The 25829-nt window shown below is 41.8% G+C and carries 20 protein-coding genes; 17 read left to right on the plus strand and 3 right to left on the minus strand.

Features of this window, described 5'->3' with window-relative positions; genetic code table 11:
* Positions 1 to 37: 37 nt before the first annotated feature.
* Positions 38 to 382, minus strand: coding sequence for a DUF6157 family protein (locus NGM62_RS18475; RefSeq protein WP_262249773.1), 345 nt, complete (start codon positions 380 to 382; stop codon positions 38 to 40).
* A complete protein-coding gene (locus NGM62_RS18480; RefSeq protein WP_262249774.1) occupies positions 382 to 735 on the minus strand; it encodes a nuclear transport factor 2 family protein in 354 nt (117 codons plus the stop codon). The genes NGM62_RS18475 and NGM62_RS18480 overlap by 1 nt, the downstream gene beginning before the upstream one ends.
* Positions 736 to 1258: 523 nt before the next feature.
* On the opposite strand from NGM62_RS18480, the gene tnpA reads away from it, so the two are divergent.
* The 5 genes from tnpA (at position 1259) to NGM62_RS18505 (ending at position 4624) form a co-directional block, all read left to right on the plus strand.
* Entirely contained in the window at positions 1259 to 1546 is a 288-nt protein-coding gene (tnpA, locus tag NGM62_RS18485; RefSeq protein ID WP_262249775.1) for an IS66 family insertion sequence element accessory protein TnpA, read from the plus strand.
* Positions 1546 to 1899, plus strand: a complete 354-nt coding sequence (gene tnpB / locus NGM62_RS18490) for an IS66 family insertion sequence element accessory protein TnpB (RefSeq protein ID WP_262249776.1) — start codon at positions 1546 to 1548, stop codon at positions 1897 to 1899. Before tnpA ends, tnpB begins: the two co-directional genes overlap by 1 nt.
* A 176-nt stretch (positions 1900 to 2075) precedes the next feature.
* Positions 2076 to 3590, plus strand: a complete 1515-nt coding sequence (tnpC, locus tag NGM62_RS18495) for an IS66 family transposase (protein ID WP_262249777.1) — start codon at positions 2076 to 2078, stop codon at positions 3588 to 3590.
* Between the two features lie 6 nt (positions 3591 to 3596).
* Entirely contained in the window at positions 3597 to 3887 is a 291-nt protein-coding gene (locus NGM62_RS18500) for a hypothetical protein (protein WP_262249778.1), read from the plus strand.
* Complete coding sequence (locus tag NGM62_RS18505; RefSeq protein ID WP_262249779.1) at positions 3884 to 4624, plus strand: 3-keto-5-aminohexanoate cleavage protein; 741 nt, start codon at positions 3884 to 3886, stop codon at positions 4622 to 4624. Before NGM62_RS18500 ends, NGM62_RS18505 begins: the two co-directional genes overlap by 4 nt.
* 484 nt (positions 4625 to 5108) lie before the next feature.
* Here the strand turns inward: NGM62_RS18505 and NGM62_RS18510 are convergent, their stop codons facing one another.
* Positions 5109 to 9194: a hybrid sensor histidine kinase/response regulator transcription factor gene (locus NGM62_RS18510; protein WP_262249780.1), complete on the minus strand. Its 4086-nt coding sequence runs from the start codon at positions 9192 to 9194 to the stop codon at positions 5109 to 5111.
* 319 nt (positions 9195 to 9513) lie between these two features.
* Here NGM62_RS18510 and NGM62_RS18515 point away from each other — a divergent pair, with 319 nt between their 5' ends.
* The 12 genes from NGM62_RS18515 (at position 9514) to NGM62_RS18570 (ending at position 25411) form a co-directional block, all read left to right on the plus strand.
* Positions 9514 to 10713 carry a glycoside hydrolase family 43 protein gene (locus tag NGM62_RS18515; RefSeq protein WP_262249781.1) on the plus strand — a complete coding sequence of 400 codons (1200 nt, stop codon included), beginning with the start codon at positions 9514 to 9516 and terminating at the stop codon, positions 10711 to 10713.
* Positions 10714 to 10778: 65 nt separating this feature from the next.
* Complete coding sequence (locus tag NGM62_RS18520; RefSeq protein ID WP_262249782.1) at positions 10779 to 13892, plus strand: SusC/RagA family TonB-linked outer membrane protein; 3114 nt, start codon at positions 10779 to 10781, stop codon at positions 13890 to 13892.
* Between the two features lie 16 nt (positions 13893 to 13908).
* The gene (locus tag NGM62_RS18525; RefSeq protein ID WP_262249783.1) at positions 13909 to 15525 is read left to right on the plus strand and encodes a RagB/SusD family nutrient uptake outer membrane protein; all 1617 of its coding nucleotides are present in this window, start codon (positions 13909 to 13911) and stop codon (positions 15523 to 15525) included.
* A gap of 21 nt (positions 15526 to 15546) precedes the next feature.
* Positions 15547 to 16287: a DUF5017 domain-containing protein gene (locus NGM62_RS18530; protein WP_262249784.1), complete on the plus strand. Its 741-nt coding sequence runs from the start codon at positions 15547 to 15549 to the stop codon at positions 16285 to 16287.
* A gap of 120 nt (positions 16288 to 16407) precedes the next feature.
* A complete protein-coding gene (locus NGM62_RS18535; RefSeq protein WP_262249785.1) occupies positions 16408 to 18024 on the plus strand; it encodes a glycoside hydrolase family 31 protein in 1617 nt (538 codons plus the stop codon).
* Positions 18025 to 18101: 77 nt separating this feature from the next.
* Positions 18102 to 19544, plus strand: a complete 1443-nt coding sequence (locus NGM62_RS18540) for a glycoside hydrolase family 27 protein (protein WP_262249786.1) — start codon at positions 18102 to 18104, stop codon at positions 19542 to 19544.
* A 5-nt stretch (positions 19545 to 19549) separates the two neighbouring features.
* Complete coding sequence (locus NGM62_RS18545; RefSeq protein ID WP_262249787.1) at positions 19550 to 21418, plus strand: hypothetical protein; 1869 nt, start codon at positions 19550 to 19552, stop codon at positions 21416 to 21418.
* A 226-nt stretch (positions 21419 to 21644) separates the two neighbouring features.
* Positions 21645 to 23060, plus strand: a complete 1416-nt coding sequence (locus NGM62_RS18550; protein WP_262249788.1) for a sialate O-acetylesterase — start codon at positions 21645 to 21647, stop codon at positions 23058 to 23060.
* A 2-nt stretch (positions 23061 to 23062) separates the two neighbouring features.
* Positions 23063 to 23215, plus strand: coding sequence for a hypothetical protein (locus NGM62_RS18555; protein WP_262249789.1), 153 nt, complete (start codon positions 23063 to 23065; stop codon positions 23213 to 23215).
* Positions 23216 to 23260: 45 nt separating this feature from the next.
* The gene (locus NGM62_RS18560; protein WP_262249791.1) at positions 23261 to 23524 is read left to right on the plus strand and encodes a sulfatase-like hydrolase/transferase; all 264 of its coding nucleotides are present in this window, start codon (positions 23261 to 23263) and stop codon (positions 23522 to 23524) included.
* Positions 23464 to 23649: a hypothetical protein gene (locus tag NGM62_RS18565; RefSeq protein WP_262249792.1), complete on the plus strand. Its 186-nt coding sequence runs from the start codon at positions 23464 to 23466 to the stop codon at positions 23647 to 23649. Before NGM62_RS18560 ends, NGM62_RS18565 begins: the two co-directional genes overlap by 61 nt.
* An 82-nt stretch (positions 23650 to 23731) precedes the next feature.
* A complete protein-coding gene (locus tag NGM62_RS18570; RefSeq protein ID WP_262249790.1) occupies positions 23732 to 25411 on the plus strand; it encodes a sulfatase-like hydrolase/transferase in 1680 nt (559 codons plus the stop codon).
* The last annotated feature ends 418 nt before the right edge of the window (positions 25412 to 25829 follow it).

Consider the following 25829-nt stretch of genomic DNA (forward strand, 5'->3'; position numbering starts at 1 on the left):
TTAGTTTATGAAAAATCTGTCCAACGATTGGGGGGAATTATATTTCCATTCCGAAAATGGCTACTTTCCCAACACTGTTACTATGAATACCAAATCCATAGGTTTTCGCCAAGGGCGATGTTCGTAAACAAGCTTGTCCCTTTGAAAAGAATCGTTCTCTTGCTTGTTTGTATTCTGCTTTGGTCAGATTGTTTCGGTCGGCAAATATCTGAAACAGTATATCGTCAGAAGTATACTTGTACGGATTTTGAGCAATCAGTTCGTACTGCATTTCTGCAACAGTCTTTCTATCTTTTGCAGGGGGCTTTATTCCGCTCTTTGCTTTGGTGTCTTCTGCCACTTCAATAAAAGTGTCAAAATAATTTGTGGTATGAACTTTCATTATCCTAAGTTATAAAAGTGATTTTCCTGAATGATTTTACCTTCCGTCCATCTCTGAACCGATATTTGTTTGTAGTCAAGTTTCCCAAACATTTTATTAGTAAAGATGTAGTGCCAATGAGCAACCGATAAATTTTCTTCAACAATTGTCGAAAGTAATTCGAGTTTTTCAACTTCTGAATTAGCAATAAAATTTTCAACCGATTTTCTAAAATTTTCTATACCTTTTGTTGGCTCACTACTGTTGTCTGTTGAAATGATGTTTTGGTCGTAAAATTTGTCAACCGCTTCAATGAACTTGTTATTTTGAATTAAAGAATAAAATTCTTCTACCGTGTCTTTGAAATTTTTCATATTTCCATTTTTAAAGTTGTTTTTGTCTATTTATATGGTAGTCTTTTCACAATGACCGCTAACTCTTTAATATGCGCAATTGCCTTTATTTAAGGTTTTTAATCAATTGTTTGTTATTCGTATTTAAATCAGCAATTTACGTTTCGCTCCCATACTGCGCATTCCGTATTAGTTTTTCATGCGCTGCCTCTTTGGTTATCCAATATGCGCACTGCGCATTTCGGATAATTCTCCCTTCCTGCCTGCCAAAACTAGCCAAACCCAGCCACGGTCCCATACGGTTTCCCGTAAGTTAAAACGGGTGGTTACCAGTGCCGTTTCGGCATCGCTCCGGCCGCGTATTCGTTATTATTTTGTTAATGTCCGGTTTATCGTATCCGCCCGACCAACTGCATATTTTCTGATTAATTGATCGGCTGTAGTTTTACGCCCAAAATAATAAGGTTATGAAGTATCCGCCCGACCAACTGCATATTTTCGGTTTAAATGATCGTCTTTAGCTTTACGCCCAAATATTATTGATATGAGAGAGCGTAGAGAGTACATGTTTACCCTTGTCCGCCAGTGGCGTGAGAGTGGTTTGACCCGGCAGGAGTTCTGTTTGCAACACGGCATTACCCTGTCCAAGTTCGGTTATTGGATCAGTCGCTGGAAAGAGGATCAATTCGGCGGGGATAACGGCTTTATTCCGATGGGTTCCCCCAAGATGGCAGGCCATTCTGTCTTATCGGTTATCTATCCCAACGGTGTGCGTCTGGAAGTGCCTTCGGCCGATCTGGGATTATTGTCCCGGCTGATTGCCCTCGCCTGATGTTCAGCCTGGGATCTTCGCACCGTTATTACTTGTACGGCGGCCATTGTGATATGCGGAAAAGTTTTGACGGGCTTTGCGGGCTGGTGTCCTCGGGTTTGGGCCGTGGGGCAACAGGCGGTGATGTGTTCGTGTTCCTGAACCGGCGCCGTACGCACATGAAGCTTTTGCACTGGGAGCACGGCGGGTTCGTGCTGTATTACAAAAGACTGGAGGGCGGCACCTTCCCGCTGCCCAAAAGCAGTGCGCCGGGCGGTGAGATCGACTGGAGCGAGCTGGTGCTGATGGTGGAGGGGATCGTGGTGGAGAAGAGCCGTAGGCAGCATCGGTTTTCACTGAAAAAAGTAGTCTGAAGCAATCAAAAACATCGTTTTTTGCTTGCGTAACCCGCTGGTTATTTGTATTTTTATGCCATGCAAACGGCACTGGAANTAGGCAGCATCGGTTTTCACTGAAAAAAGTAGTCTGAAGCAATCAAAAACATCGTTTTTTGCTTGCGTAACCCGCTGGTTATTTGTATTTTTATGCCATGCAAACGGCACTGGAAAACCTATCGAAAGAAGACCTCCTGAAGGTCATTTCCAGCCGTGATGAAGCCTTGGCCGAGCGCGATGAAAAAATAGATTATCTCACCCAGGAACGGGACCGCTTAAAACATCAGGTTGAAATGCTCCGCCGGATGCAGTTCGGCCAGAAGCGCGAGCGCTTCGAAGGCGACCCTAACCAGACATCCCTGCCTTTCGATGCCGAACCCGCCGTGGTGGAGCAGCAGCAGGAAGAGATAAAGCAAAAGATCGAATATGTTCGCAAACGCCCGAACCACCACGGGCGGGCGAAACTGCCTGAGCACTTACCAGTAGAAGAAATCGAGATCCACCCTGAGGGTGATCTGTCGGATATGGTCTGCATCGGCAAAGAAATCACCGAGGAACTGGAATGCGAACCTGCCAGATTCTATATCAAACGGTATATCCGATATAAATATGCCGCTAAAAACGGTGAAGGGGTAAAGATCGCGGAGCTTCCCGAGCGGGTGATCGACAAAGGAATCCCCGGAGCTGGATTACTGGCAATGATATTAACCGGTAAATACCAGGATCATCTTCCACTATACCGCCAGAAGCAGATCTTCGCCAGGGAAAACATACAGATACCTTCCTCCACGATCGAAGGCTGGACAAAACAGGCGCTGGAAAAGTTGGAACCCCTATACGAACAGCTTGTTTACCATACCAAGACCAAAGGCTACCTGCAGGTCGATGAAACAAGAATTAAAGTACTGGACAGTGATAAGAAAGGGGCTGCCCACACCGGTTGGTATTGGGTATACCATGCTCCTTTGGATGGAACGGTATTGTTTGATTATAGCCCTACCCGCGGCAGCAGCGCGCCATTACCCATGCTGGGGAACTTCAAGGGATATCTCCAGAGTGACGGATATGGCGTGTACGAAAAATATGGCAAAAAGAAAGAGGTTACCCATTTAGCCTGCTGGGCGCATACAAGAAGGGAGATGGAACGGGCTTTGGACAGTGACCGCCCACGGGCAGAAAAAGTGCTTCTTATGATCCAGCAGCTATATGCTGTGGAAAGACAGGCTAAACAAGAGAAGCTCACACCGGAACAGAGAAAAACACTGCGCCTGGAAAAATCGCTGCCGGTGATCAACGAACTGGGGAAGTGGATCTTTAAAGAGATAAAGAACACGTTACCTAAAAGTCAGATCGGCAAAGCGATGGCTTATGCATATGCCAGATGGGATGCGCTGTCCGCATACTTATATGATGGAAATCTGCAGATTGACACGAATCAATGTGAGAATGCACTCCGCCCATGCTGTTTGGGTCGCAAGAATTACCTCTTCGCCGGATCACACCAAGCCGCACAGCGAGCAGCTATGATCTACTCCTTCTTCGCCATCTGCAAGAAGCATGATGTAAATCCCTTTCAGTGGTTGAAATATACGCTGCAGAATATTATGACAATAAACCACAAAAACTTGAAAAACCTCTTCCCACAGAACTATAAGAATATTACTCCGTAATCAAACATGTACTTCGTAGGGCGGATACCCAAAGAAGATGCTTTTGGTGAGCTGTACCGGCGCTATCAAGAACTACAAAAGCTGGAGGGAGACGAAGCGCGTCAGGGGGCTCTCACCCAAATGAAAGCTGATAGCCTTCTAGCGCAAGACCGCCTTTTTGTAGGCAAGACTTTTGACAACGAGGTAGGACTTTTCATCCGCGACAAAAACGGGAATCCCCGAATCAAAATTTATGTGGACAAAGCCGGCAAACCCCGTATCGAATCCCTGGATGAAAAAGGTGATCCGGAAAAATGAAGATACAGATTGCAATAAATGGAAACAGAAATGACCGAATTGTTCCAAAAACAACGGAATCTATTCTTGAATCCTCGATTTTATCCGTTGAAAAAGGCGCAAGTAGTGTCCATTTCCATCCCAGAGATGATAAAGGAGCCGAAACCTTAAAAGGAGAATTTGTCGATAACCAAATTGGCCAGTTAAGAGCAAAATTAAAAAATGTAGCCATAGGAATCAGCACGGGAGAATGGATAGAGCCGAATTTGGACAAAAGGCTTGAACAAATCGGTTCGTGGAAAAATCTTCCTGATTTCGTTTCCATAAATTACCACGAAATCGGATTTGAAAAAGTAACTGACCTGATTTCCAGAAAAGGAATAAAAATCGAAATAGGATTAAGTAGTTTGGAGTCTGCCAAAAACTTTACGGAAAGCAATCTGAATGGCGATTTTTTAAGGGTTTTAATTGAACCACCCGAACAACTGCTGGAATCGGCGATCGAAACAGCCCACCAAATTAGAAACCATATTGATCATTCCAAAATCAAATCACCTATTCTGCTACACGGGTTCAATAAAACATGTTGGGATTTATTAGCGCTGGCAATTAGAGAAAATTACGAAACGAGAATCGGATTTGAAGACACATTGACTTTGCCAAATGGAAAATATGCAACATCAAATATGCAGTTATTAGACCAAGCGCAGAAATTTTCGTTTTGTTCCAGCCCCGGATCAGTACATCTTTTGGCCTGAATTTTTTTTCGAGTTGCCTCTTCAATTGTATAGCATACATGGCCGATTATAGCGAAGGTCCGTTGGACGACAGGCTATATGGCATAGCCAACATGTGGGTGTTTGGCAAAACATAAGAAAAGCGAACTATATATAAACATATCCATCGGGACGCCAAGTAATCCGGTTATCTGTATTTCATTCCATCCGGCAGCGCACCCTATCAACTATCCTTTTAAAAAGGAAAAAACATGAAGCCAGAACCGATGGTACTCGGTTTGGTTCAACTGAGTTTTCATTTCTTGCCCGTTGGGCAAAACGAAAACCTAGTAATTGAATTGGTGGCAGTGAAATAGGCACAAGCAAAGGAATCCATCCGCAAGAGTTCAAAAATCTTCATGCATCGGCACTAGCGTTTAATGAAGTGACGGCGCCGATTTACAAATACCCGATACCGGCGCTTCGCGAAATCGTTACGAATATCGTGGTTCATCGCCATTACAATTTATCCCTGGTTTATATTACTTGGTAGATCTCCGAACCTTTTTTTAAAGCATTGGCTAAAGTATTTCGGGTTGGTGAAGCCGACCAAATATGCAACTTCTGCGATACGGATATCCTTATTGTCTTTCAATATCTGATGTGCCCTTTTCAGTCGCATCTCCTGTATTAATTCTTTGCCAGATTGGCCGGTTAAGCTTTTGATTTTTCGATAGAAGTTGGCATGGCTCATCCCCATTTCTGCTTCTAAGGAACTAATCGTAAATTCTGAATCGGGGATGTTTTTTTCCAGCGCAGCGAATAATGATGACAAGAACTTTTCATCAACGGAGTTGACCGTTATTGCCGAAGGTTCAAACGCTAAATTATTCTGAAACTGTTTTCTCAGGCGTTCTCTGTTTTGCAGTAGGTTTTTTATTTTGATAATTAAATAATCCATTTCAAACGGTTTCAGGATATAATCATCAGCTCCTGTCTCAATTCCCTCATATTTTGTTTTTGTTTCGGCTTTCGCTGTTAACAATATAATCGGGATATGACTGGTATTGACATTAGACTTGATCTGTCTGCAGAACGTTATACCATCCATATGGGGCATCATTACGTCACTAATTATTAAATCCGGAAGATTAAGGTTTGCTTTTTTTAGGCCATCGATGCCGTCATAAGACTCTACTATTTTGTAGTCGCTTTCCAGTTCTTTCTTAATAAAAGTGCGCATATCCACGTTATCTTCAATAATTAATATCGTTTCAACCCGTCGTTCCTCAGTCTGTGCCGGCGAAACACTGTCTTTTATTCCGGAATCAATGTATAAATCTTCGGTACTGAATTCCCTTGTGATGTCATCCGCATGATCGGGAATGAAAAAGCGCACCGTAGTCCCTTCGCCTATGGTACTAATGGCTTCCATATATCCTTCGTGCGCACGAATTAAATCCATGCAATGCGATAATCCAATACCGTATCCATCGCCTAAATTTTTCTTATCCTGATAAAAACGATCAAAAATCCTTTCCAGGTCCTCCTTCGAAATACCTTTCCCTGTATCTTTAACCTCAACTTTTATAAATGAATGGTGTTCAGCATCATGTGGTATTCCTTTTGGTGTATTATCTGTTCTTTCTATATGGACAGAAATTCTTCCCTGATCGGTATATTTAAGTGCATTTGACATTAAATTAAAATAAACTTTCGAAAGCATAACGGGATCGAAGTTCGCTTTTATCTCCTTGGGGTTGCTGCTCACGTTTAAGCTGAGCCCTTTTTTAGAAGCTGCATAAGTAAAGTGGGAAACTTCCGCTTTCGTATAATTCACCATGTCTTTTAATACCAGTTTGGGTATTAATTTTCCGTTTTCCGCCTTATTAACGTCTAAGAGCTGTTCAATCAGATTGTTTAAGCGCTTAACATTTCTTTTGATCAGACTCAATTTTTCTTTAATTTCCGTACTTAAACTGGGACTTTTTATAACGCTCTCCAGGGGTCCGCTGATCAGCGAAAGCGGGGTGCGAAGATCATGAGAGATATTGATAAAGAATTTTGTCCTTAACAGATCAAGCTCGTGCAGTTTTTGGTTATGCTCATTTTGAAGGATAATTTGGTTCTTGGTTGCATAGCGTATAATCGAATAATAGGAGAAGAAAAGAAATATGAGAACTGCAGCCAATAGATACAGCAGATAAGCAAGCCAACTGTAAACGAAAGGCGTTTTGATATGAATAAAAATTTCTTTTGGTTTATCTTCCCAAATACCATCTTCGTTTGTGGATTTTATTTTGAATACATATTTCCCATGTTTTAAGTTGGTGTAGTTCGCATTTCGATTGCGTGCAGTGGTGGTATTCCAGTCCGTTTCGAATCCCTCGAGTTTATAAGCGTATTTTATTTTCTCAGGGTTAGAAGGCAGCATAGCTGAGAAGTCGAAGCCGATATTATTTTGCTTCGGTAACAGCTTAATCGTGTCCGTATATGCAATGCTTTGTTTAAGCGGAACATGCTTCCCCACTTTTTGTCTCGCTTTTATCTTTTGATTGAAAAGATAAAAGCCAGTAATCGTTGTTTTGGGTACCAGCGTACTGTTCACTATCTCCTGAGGATAAAAAGAATTGATGCCGTTGATCCCCCCCATAATAATCTCGCCATCCGGTTTCTTAAAAACTACATTTTCCGAAAATTCGTTACTTTGTATACCATCGCTCGTAGAAAATAGGGTAAAGTGGTTGCTTTCCGTATCAAACTTACATAAACCTCCATTAGTACCCACCCATAAATACCCCTGTTTATCTTCTACCATTGACTCAATCATATTATTTGGCAATCCATCCAGACGGGAATAAGATTGGAAATCTATTGTTCCTGTACTCTTATTTCTGATAATTTTGTTTATTCCTTCATAGGTACCAATCCAGATATTTCCTTTTGAATCTTTGATGATTGAGCGGATGTAATTATTGCTTATCGAGCGTGTATCATTACTTTTTTTATATACGGATATCATCTTTGGATGATGCGCATCATTGAGGTGAACAATATTTAAACCGCCGCCTTCTGTCCCTACCAGAAGCTCATTGTCAATTTTATTATAAAGCAGGACTCTGCAGTTATTAAAAGAGATATCCGGTTTTGTGCGTGTAGAATATGTTTTATCATGCACGATCTGATCATTGATAACCGTCAAACGGGATAAACCATTGATGGATGCCAGCCAGTATACCGTCTCATCCGATTGAACAATATCAAATGTAGCGGAAGTTCGAAAGGTACTCAACAGCTTTAATTTATTGCCCGTATACTGGACCAATGAAACGCCATTGCTACTGCATATAAATACCTTGTCTTTTTGATATTGCGAAATAGAAAAGACGGATTCTGTTCCAAATCCTAGTTTACGAAAAGTCATATTTTCCCGGTTAACCAAGAATAATCCGTTGTTATGTGTTCCTGCCCATATATTATTATTTATATCTGCATAAAGAGATCTTATAAAGCTGGATTGCGCAGAGGTGTTGGTTGATTGATGAAGCCGATAATGCACAAACTTTTTTTGCTGCGGATCAAATATATTTACTCCTGATCCTATGGTGCCTACCCATAACAAATTGTCTTTAGAACTGTAAATAGAATAGATTAAATTCGAGTTTAAGCTGTTTTGATTCAAGGGATCATTTTGTATATGCTCAAAATGAATCTCCCTTTTATTTAGATCCTCCTTTTTTATAAAGTTAAGTCCTTTGTCCGTGGTACCTATCCAAAGGTTTCCATCCTTGTCGAATGTAAGCGAAGAACATTTATCGGAAGAAAGACCATGTCGATTGCCTGATTTAGAAATATGATTTGTCTCCCCGGTTTTAACATTGTATCGTAAAAGCCCAAGTTTTTGATTAGCAACCCATAAATTGCCATTGCTGTCTTCTACTATGGCTTTATAACCAGCATTTGGGGTAATTTTAGGCTCTTCTATAATAAAGGCGTCATTGTTCGGTTGAATAACTACCTTGACAATGGAATTGGGATTCATAACCCACACACCTCCCTCTTTACTACTGATAATAGATAAGACATTGGTGATAGTACGATTAGATTTTGTGTTGACTAAGCTAAAGCTGTTGGCCATTTTTTCGATACTGTTGCTTTCAATATCAATTTTCATCAGTCCCATCGAAGTGCCAGCCAGGATTTTGCTATCCCCGCAATAAAGTGCGTTAATTTTTAATAAGGAATTTCCAACTTCTTTATTTTCTATTTGATGAATGCGCTCGGTTTTTGGATTGTATACGTTAAGGCCGTTATCGGTGCCGATCCAAATATGCCCAAGATGATCTTCTGCTAAGCTTCTAATGGTATTGTGGCTTAGAGAATTTGGGTTATTCCTTTCGGTATTGAAAATCTCGATGTTATAGCCATCATATTTATTTAGTCCGTCCACTGTTCCAAACCACATAAACCCTTTACTGTCTTCCAGAAAGACATAGATTTCACTTTGTGAAATCCCGTTATCTGAGGTGATATGTTTGAAGCGTTGTGTCTGTGGCAGCGCCTTTATGCTTGTCAGCAGCATGATAAGAAAAATGAGTGTTTTTGCAGCCATAACGGATATTGAAATCATCATCGAATCCGGACATGAATCAACTTGTTGTATTGTTCGATTACACCAAATAAATTCAACCGTTTAGCCCAGACCTATTAAATGTTAAAATTAGACAAGGTTAACATTCTTTTGTCCCTAAATGAAACGTTTGTTGCACTATGGAATATAATTTAACCTTTTTGATATAAAATATACCCATGAACTGATAGCAGGATACGCAGTTTTGCTTCGGCTAATCTGAGAAAAGAAAAGGAGTTAATTCAGAACGCTTATCAAATTAAAAAATAAACTTAACAAAAAACCAATTAAACTAAGTCCAATGTATAAAAATACAAATTCACAAAAAGACAGGTGCTTTTATAATAGTTCTATTCTAGGGATGTTAGTGTTGTTTGTCATGCTGTTAAACTCAGATGCTATTGCACAGAGCACGGTCAGATCCGAAACAAAACGACCCAAGAAAGGAAATCTTATTTTTCAATATCAGAACCCGATAAGTTCTGGTATCGATAAACATGGATTGAGAGATTGTCAGATAGTAAAAGATGGCGATTACTGGTATATGACTGGTACAGCGTATCCACATTGGGAAAGACAGGAAACCGACGGGAACTATAATAGAGGCGTACCCTTGTATCGTTCAAAAGATATTCTAAATTGGGAATTTGTAAAATATATCGTTGAAGCCGGCGGTCCAGACACTTGGTACCATCGTCGATTTTGGGCTCCGGAAATTCATAAAATAGGTAAGAAATATTATGCTACATTTAACTGTAACAATCCAAACCTAGGTTATCTTGGTCAACATACGGGGTATGCTGTAGCCGACCACATCGAAGGGCCCTATTCGATAGTTACCAAAGAAAAACCTTTGTCTGGAGGCAATGACCTTACTTTCTTTGCGGATACGGATGGTAAAGTCTGGGCCTTTTGGAATGCAGGGCGGACGTTTGGTATTGGCTATGCGCAAATCGATCTAAGTACCGGCACTTTTTTAACCCAACCAACAACTGCTATCCAGTCTGGGCGAGTAGATTATGCATATGACCAAAATGGGAACCTGCTAAAAGTTTCAGATCGCAACGGCCGGCTGGTACCTAAAGTAGCCAGGTATCGTGACTGGGATGCTATCGGTATAGAGGGAGCCTGTGTCATCAAAGAGAAGGATACGTATTATCTGTTCTATTCCAGTTGGAGCAGAGGATATGAAATTGGCTACGCGACAGCCAAATCCATAACCGGGCCATGGGAAAAAAATGAGGGTAATCCTTTTTATGGGGCTCAAAACAAGACTACTTGTAAAGAGAACGGTTTTGAGTGGCAGGGCAATCCTGAGAATCCATTTAGAGGGGTTGGCCATAATCAAATATTTAAAGGTCCCGACGGTCGGTACTGGCTGTCCTGCCATGGAGTTGCTAAAGAACGCCCCCCTCTTCTAGTAATCGATCCCATATGGTTTGACGACAATGGGAACGTCCAATCCAATGGGCCGACTTATACACTTCAGAGCATATATTAAGTAAACTGAAACAGAGGTTCCTAAGTTTAGCTATTATAATGTATCATAAAACTAACCTTATAAATATGATTTCAAAATTAACAACGCCAAATGTTCGAAGAAACGAGAGGTATTTTCATCGAGCTCTTCTTTTAGTATCAGCCTTTCTTTTACTGAGTTCAGCAACGATGGCACAATACAAAACCATAACGGGGATAATTAAAGATAAAGAGACAAGAGAGCCTGTCCCAGGTGTGAGTGTAGTCGTTGAAGGAACTAATATTGGAACTTTCACTGATACGGATGGTAAATATACGATCAGGGTGGATGTAAATGTAGACCTCAAGTACAGCTCAGTCGGTTATGAAAGCCAGGTTATCCCGGTGGGAAATAAAACCGAGATTGATGTGCTTTTAGCTCATTCTTTTTCCGAGCTGGATGAAGTAGTTGCAGTGGGATATGGAAGTATGAAAAGGCGTGATCTCACCGGGGCGGTGGCCTCTGTTAAAGGGTCGAGTATTGAAAAAGGAGATCCCATCTCTTTTCAAAGTGCCATAGCGGGGCGAATGGCAGGTGTAGAAGTTACGCAGGCAGATAATGGTCCCGGAGCAGGAATAAATGTCAAAATACGTGGAGGCAGTTCGCTAACTAGTGGAAATCAGCCATTGTATGTGATCGACGGCTTTCCCATCATTCCTGATGACGATCCCATGTCGAACCCGTTAGCAGACCTAAGCCCAAGCCAGATCGAATCTATCGAGGTATTGAAGGATGCATCGGCAACAGCTATTTATGGGGCTCAGGGTTCCAATGGCGTAATCATTATCACTACAAAATTAGGCCAGGTTAATCAACCACAAATTCAAGCAACCATCGGTACTGGTGTCTCAAAAATGGCTGGTTATCCAGATATCCTTTCGCCCGGCGATTTTGTGGATCATATGATCAAAAGAAATGAAGAGTTATTTTTCTTCAGTGATGATCAAACCTCTTTGGCGTATTGGCAAAGTATGAAAGAATCTGAGGAAAAAGGTACAATCTGGATTGACGATATTACTAGAAGTGCCCACACACAAAATGCAAATTTGGCTTTTAGTGGTGGATCAGGAGGAATGAAGTATATGGTCTCTGGAGATTATTTAAATCAAGAAGGTGTTGTTAACAATTCTGGATTCGATAGAATGACCCTAAGCAGTAATCTAGAACAAGGCCTTGGCAAGAAAATAAAAATTGGAACCAATATTAAGTTATCCATAACGAAGAACACCGGAATGACTAATATCTGGAACGAATCGGCGATTATAAAAAAAGCGCTACAAACAAATCCTTTTTTACCCAAAGATTTTAGCTTGGATGATGTTGATGAAGAACACGACACCTATTCACATACCAACGAGAACGTCTTAACTTATATAAATAAAGTTGATAACCAACTAAAAACGTCAAGAATAATTGGTAATATATTTTTCCAATATGAAATTTTTAAAGATTTAAATTTCTTTACTAGTTACGGGATAAATCGCCACAACAGCAACGATCAAAGATTTTTACCTTCCTCCACCCAACAAGGGAGGGAGATTGGCGGGAAAGCAACCTTTATTAAACGCAATTCGTCTAATGCGGTCTTTCAATCCAGGTTAACTTACCTAAAGAGTATTGGAAAGCATAATTTTAATGTGATCGCGGTTTTTGAAACGAGGAATGATGACGACTTGACTTATAGGGCAGTAGTGCAAGGTTTTGAAAACGAATTGCTGGGGATTTATAATTTATCGTCGGCTTCAGTGGCCTTAATTCCTACTAACAACCAGACAAATCAGACGATGGCCTCTTATTTGGGTCGTTTGGCTTATAGCTTTAAAAACAAATACCTAGTTACGGCATCTTTAAGAGCAGATGGTTCTTCTAAGTTTGGAGCTGAGAATAAGTGGGGTTATTTTCCTTCCTTGGCATTTGGCTGGTTAATTTCCGAAGAAAAATTCATTAAGAATCTCAACACTTTTGATTTACTCAAACTAAGAACATCTTACGGCGTAACGGGAAATAACCAAATACCAGCATACCAGTCGCTGGCACAACTAAATACTGAAAAATATGTTTTCAACGATGGATTGTACGCTGGGATGGTCCCGAATAGTGTTGCAAATCCAAATTTAAAATGGGAGAAAACAAATCAGTATAACGTAGGGGTTGATTTGGGATTTTTTAAAAGTCGTCTGTTATTTACAGCGGACGCTTATTATAAGAAAACAACAGACCTGCTTTTGGATGTCCAACTCCCGTTATCGAGTGGGTTTACGACTGCCCTACAAAATGTAGGTTCTATTAGCAACAAAGGATTAGAATTTTCCATAAATACTGTGAATATGGATAAAGCTAATTTTAAATGGACTAGCAACTTAACGTTATCGGCAAATAGGAGTAAGGTTTTAGACCTTGGCGACAGGCCCGAAATGTTTTTTACCCGAAATTTCTTTCACACTGTTAAAGACGATATAATCGTCCGCGTGGGCGATCCTATTGGGATATATTACGGCTATATTGAAGATGAGATTTTTAATAGCGCTACCGAAATTGCTAACAGTCCTGTAAGTGAGATCTTAGAAAATGTAATCGGGCAGGTAAAGTTTCATGACGTAAATGGTGATGGATTAATAAATGCAGGCGATAAAGTTCCTTTAGCTAAAACTGCTCCTGATTTTATAGGAGGCCTAAATAATGAGTTTATTTATAAGCACTTTGACTTAAGCTTCTTTATGAGATGGACCTATGGCAATGATATTATCAATGGTAATATTTCCTATTTATCAACCGTAGGACGAGGAAATTGGAACACCTTACGTTCCATGTCGTCAATTGCTTTTGGCCCTACTAATACTAACGGAACGTTTCATGGCAATGTTCTAGACACCTATTCTAATTATATGCGAAGCAATTACGTGGAAGATGGCTCATTTTTGAAACTTGACTATGTTACGCTTGGCTATACCTTGCCGAAAGCAATAATTGATAAAGTAAAAATCAGCAAATTCCGAGTGTACGCCAGGGTTAGTAATCCTTTCATGCTTACTCGTTATAGTTGGTTTGACCCTGAAGTAAGTACGGGTATTGGAACAGTCGCTAAAGTAGGATTCGGCGCAGATGTAGGAACTTACCCACGATCAACTACTTACACTCTCGGGGTTTCAGTTAATTTTTAAACTAAAAATATTAAAAATGTATAAACTAATAGTAGTATCGAGCTTTTTGGTTGCTATCGTTACATTCACCTCCTGTGAGAAGTTTCTAACGGAAGTACCAAAATCACAAATTTCTCCCGAAAACTATTACACCACTGCCGCAGACGCAGAAGCAGCAGTGATAGGGGCTTATAACGCACTGCAGCGCAACGGTGTGTATGGTGGAGGTCCTACGATGCAGATTTTTGTGTCGGATATAGTCAGGACGGCAGCAACTAATACTTTTGGAGGGATTGGAAATTATACAATTACAGCAGATAATACAGAAGTGCTGCTACTTATATGGACCAACCACTATCGAGGTATAAATGACGCTAATACAGCTATTGACTGTATTCCCAGTATTAAGATGGCTGAGAAGCGTAAAAATACCCTTGTGGCGGAGGCTAAGTTTCTGAGATCTCTATTATATTTTAATTTGATTCGTATATGGGGAGACGTTCCTTACAAAGTATCACAGACCAATTCGTTAAATAATCTACATGTGCCTAGAACACCAATAGATACCATATACAATGGTATTATACATGATCTAGAATTCGGCATTGAACACCTGGATGTCAAAGGAGAAACCCAAGCCGGTCGAGCAACCGTAGGTGCCGCTAAAACACTTTTGGCTAATGTATATCTGACAAGAGGCAGCATGGCTAAACGTGACGGAGTGGGTGATGGCCTAACTGATTTTCAGAAAGCTGCCCAGCTGGCTAAGGACGTAATTACAACTAATCATTATTCTTTGTGTCAATACTTTCCAGATGCTTTTATTCCTGAAAACAAAAATAATGACGAGATTATATTCGACGTCCAATACAAAAGTGGCGGGTTTAATGAAGGAAGCAACCTCGGGATTAATATGGGACTAATGGGGCCTAATCTATTAGGCGGAAGTTTTGGTGGCATTCACGCCACAGAATACTTTCATACCATATACGAGAACACGGATTTGGTTCGTAAAGAATGGACTACACCACATGTGAGGGTTGAGGGTGATGGAACTCTTAAAACTGATTTTCCGGAAGATCATGCCCAGCCTTGGAAAATAGGTAAATTTAGACGTTTTCCCGTTCGTAAAGCTGATTACGTTCCCAATGACTATGATATCCATTTTCCGATTTTTAGGCTTGCAGAAGTTTACCTTATTTATGCGGAAGCACTAAATGAGGCAAACAAAGATTTAGCCCCTCCTTCTGAAATTTATATGGCATTAAACAAGTTGCGTGAAAGAGCCAGATACACCAATAAAGGAACTATTCACCAGGATTTATTGCCCCGAGAGCTCACGTATAATGACCAAATTTTACCTGATATAACGGAGCATGATTATCCTGATTACGCAAGTGTAAAACAATATATAATTTACGAACGCGCTCGCGAATTAGGGGGAGAATGCAAGAGATGGTTTGATTTGGTTAGATGGGGGAAATTGGTAGAATATGTGAAACTTCTTAAAAATTTCAAGCCTGAAGGGCGAAGGGCCCCGGAGCGGAATTGGGCCATAATCGCCGATAACATTCAGGATAAACACGTCTTAATGCCAATTCCCACGTCTGAAATACATGCAAACGCTTTAGTTACACAAAATAAAGGATATTAAGTAAACGCAAATATTCATAAGATGAGATATATCGTAAAACCCATTTTATCGTTAGTCATTTTGGCCCCTATTCTTTTTGCAGGTTGTGAGAAAGTTGCCATAGCGCCAAAAGTAAACCTAGAAGTAGTAGGAACGACCCATATGGTGGATTCTATGGTTCATTTTAAAATTACCGGTAATGCGGAAACGTATGTTATTTACACAGGGGATACCGATCATGAATTCGCTAAAAGCTACCTCGCTGTCGTCAATGGTTCAAATCCTGATCTTGAAAAAGTAGTGCTTTCGCAGGACAGCCTGGAAATTCTAACACCATGGTTAGCATTAAGAATTAATAATCGTAACGCAATTCTACAAGAAGGAGAAGAACCCGTAGATGAAGCTGCCGTCTTGGCAGCACTCAGTAGAATGGTTGGGAAAGTCTATTCTAATAAAGAAATACCTAGATTTGAGCTTACAAAGCTCATGCCAATCATGAGAAGCGCTGCCCTCGAGATAGTCGATAACTATTTTGAAGACCATAGTACTTACCTGACCCCGGAAGGTGGCTTTTCTACAGGTGTGGCAATAGATCGCTATCATCGAAGCTTTTCCTACGCTTATAGCCAGCCGGGAAAGTATACCGTTACTTTAGTTGCTACGAATGTTGGCGATAAAAAATATTCAGGTTCCGGTTATATTCAGGACAGGACTTCATCAGCCAGCGAATATGGTTATAACCGGGTAGTGAAGAGCGTAGAAATTGAGATCATTGAGCCGTAGCGCCACCATTTGAATACAACAGAAAAAACCAGGGTGGTTTACCTATCGCACCTTCTGAGGTGGTTATCGCAAATTAGGTTACCATCATCAGATCATCATTATCGATTTTGGAATAATACTATGCTAAAACTATTGTCAACAATAGGGGTTGTATTGCTGGCTATTCAGCTATTCGCTCAGGAAGCCGACCGGGTAGATCTTCAAATCCTCGAAGATGAATATTGGTGGGGTGGCTTAAGTTCGTTGGGGCATCAAACCCCATATGACACGGAAAGCGTCACCGTTCAAGATTTGTGGGGAGACAATAAAGGCAACCAGGCACAACCCCTGCTGTTGTCCAGTAAAGGAAGATACGTATGGAGCGAAGAACCCATCAAATATGAATTCGAAAAAGGAAAAATACGTGTTACCACCCGTCAAGGCAAGATAATCTCGGGCCGTTCGGGTAATAATTTACGGACAGCATATGCGTATGTAGCTAAAAACTTCTTTCCTTCAAACGGAAAGATTCCCGAAGAAATGTTGTTTACTCGTCCGCAGTATAATACCTGGATTGAGTTGAATTACAATCAAAATGAGCAGGGCATTTTAGCATATGCACAATCCCTAATCGATAATGGATATCCTCCCGGGGTTCTGATGATTGATGATACCTGGCAGGAAAACTACGGCACCTGGGAATTTGCCCCCCGTCGTTTTAAAGACCCCAAAGGGATGATCAAGAAGCTTCACGATATGGGGTTTAAGGTAATGCTGTGGATATGTCCATTTGTCAGCCCCGATTCGGAGGTGTTCAGGAAATTAGCGGAAGAAGGTATGTTACTGCTTGATCCGCAAAAGTCGCAGGATATTCTCTGGGCCAACACCAAGAACAAGGCCGCTATTATCCGCTGGTGGAATGGCGCCAGTGCGTGTCTTGACTTAAGCAATCCCCGTACACAAAAATGGTTCAAAGATCAGCTCGATCATCTGGTCAATGCGTATGGCGTTGACGGGTTTAAATTCGATGCAGGAGATGCTCGCTTCTATACCGACGGCGTAGTTTCGTTCCACTCAGGAACTCCTAACGATCATACCACTTATTTTGCAGAACTCGGATTGCATTATCCGCTCAATGAATACAGAGCCTCTTGGAAAATGGCCGGTTTGCCCTTAGCACAGCGCCTGAGAGATAAAAAGCACGATTGGGAGGATTTGCAAAAGTTGATCGCTGACCAGATGTCGCAAAGCATCATGGGATATGCCTACACGTGTCCCGATATGATTGGAGGAGGTGAACATGGCTCATTCCGCACACTATCAACGATGGATGAAGAGCTGATTGTCCGCTCTGCCCAGGTACATGCACTGATGCCTATGATGCAATACTCCGTAGCACCCTGGAGAGTGCTCTCTAAAGAAAATGCAGCGCTGTGCCGTCAAGCCGCATTATTACATACAAAGGTGGGCGATTATATGCTGGGACTGGCAAAGACGGCTTCGGAAACAGGAGAACCGATTGTTAAACCCATGGCTTTGGCTTATCCGGAATCGGGATATGAGACGATAAAAGACCAATTCATGCTTGGTGACGATATACTGGTATCGCCGGTAATTGAAAAAGGAGCCCGTTCCAGGAAAGTTGTTTTCCCGGAAGGAAAATGGAAAGGAGATGATGGAAAAATTATTGAAGGGGGTAAAACAGTAGAAGTGGATGCTCCATTAGCACGTCTGCCTTATTTCACGAAAATTAAATGAGCCGAGGTACGGTGCACCAAAATGAATAATAAAGTTTGAAGCAGTCTGCAACCAACAAAATAAAATAAAAAAGGATAATGAAAATCATAAACCACTTTTTAGTGGGTGCCGTATGCATCATGTTGGTGACGAGTTGTAAAATCCGGCCTAGACAAGATTCGATTACACAAAAAAAAACCAATGCCCTAGCCCAAGTCCCGCCTATAGGTTGGAATAGTTTTATTAGTTATGGCGTTTACCTTCATGAAGAGGCAGCCATGGCCAATTTAGAAGCTTTTGCAGAAAAACTAAAGCCGTACGGATACGAGTATTTTGTGATTGATGCAGGCTGTTTTGGCGAATTTAAACGCCGGGAGGGAACAATGTATCCGGCAGAGAAACATGCCCAAGTACTCCATTTCAATGAGTTTGGGTTGCTGCAGCCTTCTAAAACATATTTTCCTAATGGGCTTCAGCCTATCATAGACCGTTGCCATGAATTAGGGCTTAAGTTTGGCATCCATCTTATGAGAGGAATCCCGAAGTCCGCTTTTCAAGCGAATACACCGATAAAAGGAACCAAATATTTTGCTCGGGATATTGCTGATACAACCAGTATCTGTGTGTGGAATGATCAGAATTATGGTGTGGATATGGATAAACGCGGATCCCAGGAATTCTATAATTCGTTAATGAATCAGCTTGCTGATTGGGGGGTGGATTTTGTGAAATACGACGATCTGGTGCCATTCCCAAAGGAAGTGGAGGGCATTGCTAAAGCAATAGCTCAATGTGGCAGACCAATGATTTTAAGTCTTAGTCCGGGTGGTGCTGTGGATGAAAATGCGTTGGACTTTTTTAAGCTGGCCAATATGCTGCGTGTTACTCCAGATATCTGGGATGATCAGAAAGGGTTAGATCAATGCTTTGCAGCTTGGCGCAAATGGCAGGGTAAAGAAGAGCCTGGTTTCTGGATTGACATGGATATGATTCCTTTTGGAAAACTGCAATTAATGTCGCCGAAGCCAGAAAGTGTCGACGAGTCTGAATCCCATGCGGAAATCAAAGCGAAAATCAAGTCGGGCGAATTGAGCAATGTCGAGCTGTTAGCAGGTAAAGGCTGGACACGGTGGAGCAAATTTAGCCAAGATCAGATGTATACCTTTATTACCCTTCGGGCGCTCTGTGCTTCTCCTTTGATGATGGGCGGAGATTTACCAACATTAGATAATTTTTCATTGAAGCTGATTACCAATAAAGATATGCTTGAATGTAATCAAAATGGGGTAATGGGCAAATTGATTTATGAAAGGGATAGCGTTGAAATATGGGATACCCCACAAAAGGATTCATTAAATGGCTGGATTGGAATTTTTAACAGAAGCGATTATCAGAAAGTGATTTCAAGAGCGGTTCTTGATTTAAAAGGGGAGAATATAAACGATTATCAGCTATATGACATTTGGAGGGGGACAGCGCTAGAACGAGGAGATATTAGGATAAACGCGAATGGCGTCGTGTTTTTAAGATACACCAAATAAGTTTTATGAAAAGATACGCATTAATAATTGGCGCTTTATTGGTTACGACGCTCACATCTGCCCAAAACCCGAACGCTTTACCAGAAAGTGACTATCCATACTGGCCATCCTATAACCATTTGGAAGTTTCAGATTTGGACACCATTGAGGCTCAGAAATGGATAGATACCGATCATATAATCGACGGGTGGGACTGGTCATTACCGGATTTTGTAACCCCCTCGCCGCGTTCGTTGGTAGGCTTACAGCGGAATATCGGTGTAAATATGGAATTTGCACCGCTTGATCTGAAATTCAAGGCTAACCGCATCGGGATCTTATGGGTAAAATGGAGGGATATTGAACCGGTAGAGGGAACCTATAACTTTACACCGATAATCGAAAGGATAACACAGGCCAATGATGTTGGCTCTGATATAACCCTTCGAATCCTTACCTGTTCAAGATCGCGAGGGACAGGAAGTGACGCAATTAATAACGGTGAAGCACCGCTATGGCTGGAAAGCTACGGGGTAGATTTACTGCCTCAGGAAAACCCCAACCGTAATTCTAACTTTAATCCTGCCCATCCCGAATTTCATAAGCGCTATTTGAAGCTGATCAATGCTTTAAAGGAAAGTGGTATCCCTTCCCTGATAAAAGCGGCTTATGTGGGTTATGCATCTGATAGTTTCGGTGACGAAGGCATCGGTCCATACGGTGAACGTAATAGCGCAGCAAATGATACTGTTAAACATGTGAGAGAAAGACTTGATGCTTGGTCTGACGCCTTTACCGGGATGGAGCACAAGGTATTTATGGGAGGGGCCTCTGCGTACGGATTTCAGAAAGGCTTTGGCGTAAGGCGGGGATTTGTTGAAATGTACCTGTATAATGTTCCTAATGATGATATGGGACAGTATATCGACGAGAACGGGTACCTGTATGTGGATGAAAAAGCACCTATTATTAAATACCAGTGTTTTAATGGTGAGGTAAACGAAGAATACGAAGACGCATGGGCTACTGCTGAAAGGGGTTTCAGATTTGGAAACACGACCAACTCTTATCCTTACCGGTACTTTGCCAGCACGCTCAGAGCATTGCAAATGCGTTGTACCTATATTCATACAACGGGACATTTAGTGCCAAAAATGTTGCCCTTTTTATGCCAAGAACTGGGCCGGACTGTTGACGATGCCCCTGATGTATGGACATTCCTGAACACCAGTTATATCCGGGCTTCCTACTATCAGAATAACGACACCAAAGAAAGAATAATCACTTCAGCTGAACAGACACAAGGTATCGAGATGAAAAACTTCGAGCGCTGGCTTTACCAACGAGATGCTGCGGGTTACGAAACAGAGCCGGCTGTTAAAATTCAGCATGCCATTAAAATGTGGATGGCGCAGCCCGACAAGTATTACGACTATATCGCCCGCTCAGGAAAGAAAATCGGATTTGATCTGGATGACAGATGGGCGGGCGCGAATCATACCTTGGCTGTAAAAGTGACCTATTTTGATAATTATTCCGGGACATTGGATTTGACCTATAACACAGCTGTAGTACAGACCAGCAAAACGCAAAACCTTATCGGAGACGGCAAGCTGAAAACGGTAACCTTTTTTATTTCGGGATTAAAGCCTAATAGCATGGACCACGGTTTTGACTTTGTTCTGGAAGCGGGAGCGCACACTGACAAAATAGTAGTTTCAATGGTCAGGGTAGTTAATGGAGAGAAAACGACTGCGGTAAAGGTAACTAGGTGCCGATCAAACAGGACTACAAGGTTCCTCACACAGGTGTTATCGGACAAAGGGAAGAACTTTCCCCTGCTGCACATGCAGATCCCGAACTTCAAGAACTGGTTCCGCGGGGCACATTCTTAATTGTAATAGCGGGTACCTTCAAAGATATATTGACGAGTACTTCTTCCGGTTCAATAGAAGGAATCACAGGGGAACGATACTCGATAAAATCATCGAGCGGCGCGTAAATCGTCCGTCCGCAACTTATGGAGCTAAAAGTCATCGCGACTAAATGGATAACCCTATAATATCATTAATGCAAGATTTGTAACTTTTGCAGACAATTTTAAACATAAACTCTTACGAAATGAAAAAATTATTAACTATTATTTTTTTTATCTCTTGCTTGCCCTTAATGCAGGCGCAGACGACGATTCCTATTTCAAACGGGGATATGGAAAACACTGCTCCCATGTCGAAAGGCCCTAATGATAGGTGGCAGATTACAGGTTTTTTTGTCGATGACAATACGGCAGATGTTTTTCAACCTGCCTTAAGCGGCCTAGCACCTGGCGAGGGTGTGGGCGGTAGTCAAGCTTTCAAAATAACGACAGCCAATACATCAGGAAAGTCTTCTTATCCTACTTTATTAATGGATGATATAAACATAAGTAGCTATGGAGAAGGTACTTATACGTTAAGGTTTGATGCTAAATCACAGAATGAACCCGGCGGTCGCCCGTTCTGGCTGACAGTATATGCTTATGATGGCGATAACAATATTGTAAAATCAAGCATTGAAGCAATGGACGACGGAGGGGTCCAGAGTTGGGGTATGATGCATACAAGTTTTGCTGAGCAGAGCGTGACCATTAAGGTGGTCAAGAATGATGTAGTTAAACTGCGTTTTGTGGTACAACATGGCGCTGAAGACAATACCTACTGGTTTGATAATTTCATCCTGAACCATGAAGCCAGCGAGCCGCCCAAAGATGTAAAACTATTTATCCTGTCGGGGCAGTCAAATGCCGGAGGCGCAGGCAATGCGTTTTTATTACCTCAGGAATACCGACAGATTGACGATGAAGTTTTAATGTTTGAGAGAGGTGCCTGGCGCCCTATGGGACCTCGTAACAGGGCGACAGAAAAATTTAGTATAACAGAAGCCACTTTTGGTGCGGAGCTCGCTTTTGCTTCAGAAATGAAGAAACGCTACCCCAATCACATTATCGCTATAGCTAAAGTGGCTATTTCGGGCGGAACTTCCATTGTTGCTTGGGACAAGGATTACCTGCGGGCTGACTGGCTGGATGACCTGCGAGAAGTTAATAATGAGGAAAAGGCCTCCCTGCTTTTATATGACAGGTTAATTGCTGACTCACGAAACGGGATTGAGCTTTTGAAGAAAAGAGCTGAGGTGAAAGATGTGGAAGTCTGCGGAATGCTTTGGCTGCAAACAGAAAGGGATGGAAGAAAGCTGGAGACGGTCCACAAGTACGAGCCCCGGTTGAAAGCATTGATGAAGAATATCCGGGAAGATCTGGGCCTTCCGGAGTTGCCTTTTTTGATCATGGACGCCCATATTTCAAGACCAAATAAAGTGGTTCAGCAAGCGATGTTGGAAAAAGTAGCCAAAGAAGATGGCAGGGTCAAAATTATTAAATGTGATGACTTGGCAACTTACGAAGGTATACATTTCAATACTGAGGGGATGCTGGGATTGGGCAAACGGTTTGCGGCAGCGTATATTAACCTTGAACCATTGAAACCGAACAGAAAATGAAAATGATACACAACGTTATACCTGCAGTTCTGCTGCTTATAGCAACGATGGCCTGTAACACTGAAAAAAAGCAACAGGCGCATATTCAGAAACCCAACATCATTTATATCCTGGCCGACGACCTGGGGTATGATGACTTGGGATGCTATGGATAGGCAAAAATGGAAACGCCTCATTTGGATAAAATGGCAGCAGAAGGCATGTTGTTTACACAGCATTACTCAGGAAGCACCGTGTGTGCGCCTTCGCGATCGGTTTTGATGACGGGGCAGCATACTGGGCATACGCCGATCAGAGCGAACAAGGAATTTATACCTGAAGGCCAGTTCCCGATGAGCGGCGACGCGTTAACAATTGCCGAAATGCTGGGTAAAGCAGGCTATGCTACAGGCGCTTTTGGGAAATGGGGGTTGGACTCCGGCGCTTTGAGCCGTCAAAGACGACGGTCGAACTGTATAACTTAGAAGAAGATCCGGCAGAGACAAAAGATCTTTCGAAAGAACAGCCCGAACTGGTAAAAGAGGTGTTAGCCATTATGGAAAAGGAACATGTACATAACGAAGACTTTCCGTTTGTTGTTACAAACTAGTATGAAAGCGGGCTCACTAAAGCCCAATTTCTGTACGGAAGCAGATACTATATTTGCACAACTTATCAAAGTAAAATAGCATATGAATACCAAAAAAAGAGCGGAACAGGGAATATTCTATTTGTTCACCATGTTATTGACCGCGGGTATCGCTGGATACGGTCAAGCACAAAGTCTGACGGAGAAAGAATTTGAAAAAGTTTATGGAAAATTCGATCCAACTGCAGGGAATGAGCTCAGCGGCTTAAACTTTCTGCTGATAACAAGTGACCAGCAACACTGGATGGCTATGGGCTATAATGATCCGAACATAAAGACGCCAAATTTAGATCGGCTAGCCAAGCGCGGCGTTATTTTCGATCGGGCATACTGTCCTAACCCTACCTGTACGCCAGCCCGGGCCTCGCTTATCACAGGCCAGTTGCCAAGTCAGCATGGGGCTTATGTGCTGGGCACTAAACTACCCGAAGCGGCCCGCACGGTTGGTGCTGAGCTTAGCATGAATGGTTACGAAACGGCATTAGTCGGGAAAGCACATTTTCAACCTACGGGCGGCAATGCAGCGTTTCCTTCCCTAGAAGCATATCCCATTTTACAGAACTTAGCTTTTTGGAAGAATTACAAGGAACCATTTTACGGTTTTACTCATGTTGAGTTAACACGTAATCATGGTGATGAACCACATGTAGGACAACATTATGTCATCTGGATGGAAGAAAAGCTCAAGGGTGAAGGAAAAGATCCTAAAACTTGGCGAAAGTGGTTTAGAGCGCCAACAGGAAGCGCTGGGAGTCAATATCAGGAATGGAATCTTCCAGAAGAATATCACATGAATTATTGGATTGCCGAACGTACCAATGCGTTGCTTGAAGATTATTCACGAAGTAATAAACCGTTTTTGCTTTGGGCCAGCTTCTTTGATCCGCATCCTCCCTATTTAGTTTCGGGTAAATGGGCCAAGATGTACAATCCTGAAGATATGGAATTACCTGGGCTTGTAGCAGGTGAATTGGACGATATGCCGGAGATTTATCAAAAGACACAAGTTAAAGGAGCTGATTTCTCAAAGTATAAGGATTCTGAACTCTGGAGCGCCGGATTAGGATATCATAGAAGTAAGAGTGAGCTTGATATGAAGAAAGACATGGCGATATATTTCGGTATGGTTTCCATGATGGATTACTATATAGGGAAGATACTTGATAAAGTCGAAGCGCTGGGAATAGCCCAAAATACCGTGATCGTTTTTACGACAGATCATGGACATTTATATGGCCAGCATGGGTTGACTCAGAAGGGTCCATTTATGTATGAAGATTTAGTGAAAGTGCCTATGGTCGTCTCCTGCCCGGGTTTGGTTCCGGAGAGAAAGCGCAGCAGTTCGCTACAGTCGCTTATCGACATAGCGCCTACGTTTTTAAATTTAGCGGGGATCGCGGTTCCCGGGACCATGACCGGTACCGTACAAAGCGATGTGTGGAAAGGGCAGAAAGAATCGGTGCGTGATTTTGTAATCGTTGAGAATCATCAGCAGCCTTATTCATTATATCAAAAGCAACTCGTTACAGAACGCTATAAATTAACCATCTACATGAATGATGAATTCGGTGAACTGTTCGATCTGAAAAATGACCCAAACGAATTGAAAAATCTGTGGCATGATGAAGCATCCGAGGATTTGAAAAATAGGCTTATTTTAAAGCTGATGCAGTCTCAGATGAAGACTGAGCCAATATTAGTCAAGCGTTTATCGGGAGCGTAATACCTGTCAACTGAGCTAAATATTTAGCGAGACCAAATCGAGGCGTATCGTTTGGTCTCGCTATGTTCCAAAGCCGACTATGATGCGCGCAATAATTTCGTATTTGTGCGATTGATTTGAATTAGTTACGACTCAATCTAACACTTACGATTAGAAAAGTAACCTTAAACAGGTTAAGTAATATGACAACACAACAAAAAATATGTTAAAAATTGGTCGCTTACGTCCCAGGCAATCGGCACTTTGCGGAAACCAATCTGGGTGGGTTTCTCGATCGGTACAAGCGCCATGCCATCTTCGACGAAGGTTTGCGTGTGCTTGTTACGTTAAAATGCAGTAGGGGCCACGGCTTTACCACATTTTAGTATAAAGTTTAGTACTGATGCGTTAACTTTTTGCATCAAATAAGTTTAACAAT

Source organism: Parapedobacter soli, from assembly GCF_025460835.1.
GTDB lineage: Bacteria > Bacteroidota > Bacteroidia > Sphingobacteriales > Sphingobacteriaceae > Parapedobacter > Parapedobacter soli.

Excerpts from the sequence above, each read along its gene's own strand:
- NGM62_RS18475 (WP_262249773.1), bottom strand. The coding sequence starts at position 382 with ATGAAAGTTCATACCACAAATTATTTTGACACTTTTATTGAAGTGGCA.
- NGM62_RS18480 (WP_262249774.1), bottom strand. The coding sequence starts at position 735 with ATGAAAAATTTCAAAGACACGGTAGAAGAATTTTATTCTTTAATTCAA.
- tnpA (WP_262249775.1), top strand. The coding sequence starts at position 1,259 with ATGAGAGAGCGTAGAGAGTACATGTTTACCCTTGTCCGCCAGTGGCGT.
- tnpB (WP_262249776.1), top strand. The coding sequence starts at position 1,546 with ATGTTCAGCCTGGGATCTTCGCACCGTTATTACTTGTACGGCGGCCAT.
- tnpC (WP_262249777.1), top strand. The coding sequence starts at position 2,076 with ATGCAAACGGCACTGGAAAACCTATCGAAAGAAGACCTCCTGAAGGTC.
- NGM62_RS18500 (WP_262249778.1), top strand. The coding sequence starts at position 3,597 with ATGTACTTCGTAGGGCGGATACCCAAAGAAGATGCTTTTGGTGAGCTG.
- NGM62_RS18505 (WP_262249779.1), top strand. The coding sequence starts at position 3,884 with ATGAAGATACAGATTGCAATAAATGGAAACAGAAATGACCGAATTGTT.
- NGM62_RS18510 (WP_262249780.1), bottom strand. The coding sequence starts at position 9,194 with ATGGCTGCAAAAACACTCATTTTTCTTATCATGCTGCTGACAAGCATA.
- NGM62_RS18515 (WP_262249781.1), top strand. The coding sequence starts at position 9,514 with ATGTATAAAAATACAAATTCACAAAAAGACAGGTGCTTTTATAATAGT.
- NGM62_RS18520 (WP_262249782.1), top strand. The coding sequence starts at position 10,779 with ATGATTTCAAAATTAACAACGCCAAATGTTCGAAGAAACGAGAGGTAT.
- NGM62_RS18525 (WP_262249783.1), top strand. The coding sequence starts at position 13,909 with ATGTATAAACTAATAGTAGTATCGAGCTTTTTGGTTGCTATCGTTACA.
- NGM62_RS18530 (WP_262249784.1), top strand. The coding sequence starts at position 15,547 with ATGAGATATATCGTAAAACCCATTTTATCGTTAGTCATTTTGGCCCCT.
- NGM62_RS18535 (WP_262249785.1), top strand. The coding sequence starts at position 16,408 with ATGCTAAAACTATTGTCAACAATAGGGGTTGTATTGCTGGCTATTCAG.
- NGM62_RS18540 (WP_262249786.1), top strand. The coding sequence starts at position 18,102 with ATGAAAATCATAAACCACTTTTTAGTGGGTGCCGTATGCATCATGTTG.
- NGM62_RS18545 (WP_262249787.1), top strand. The coding sequence starts at position 19,550 with ATGAAAAGATACGCATTAATAATTGGCGCTTTATTGGTTACGACGCTC.
- NGM62_RS18550 (WP_262249788.1), top strand. The coding sequence starts at position 21,645 with ATGAAAAAATTATTAACTATTATTTTTTTTATCTCTTGCTTGCCCTTA.
- NGM62_RS18555 (WP_262249789.1), top strand. The coding sequence starts at position 23,063 with ATGATACACAACGTTATACCTGCAGTTCTGCTGCTTATAGCAACGATG.
- NGM62_RS18560 (WP_262249791.1), top strand. The coding sequence starts at position 23,261 with ATGTTGTTTACACAGCATTACTCAGGAAGCACCGTGTGTGCGCCTTCG.
- NGM62_RS18565 (WP_262249792.1), top strand. The coding sequence starts at position 23,464 with ATGGGGGTTGGACTCCGGCGCTTTGAGCCGTCAAAGACGACGGTCGAA.
- NGM62_RS18570 (WP_262249790.1), top strand. The coding sequence starts at position 23,732 with ATGAATACCAAAAAAAGAGCGGAACAGGGAATATTCTATTTGTTCACC.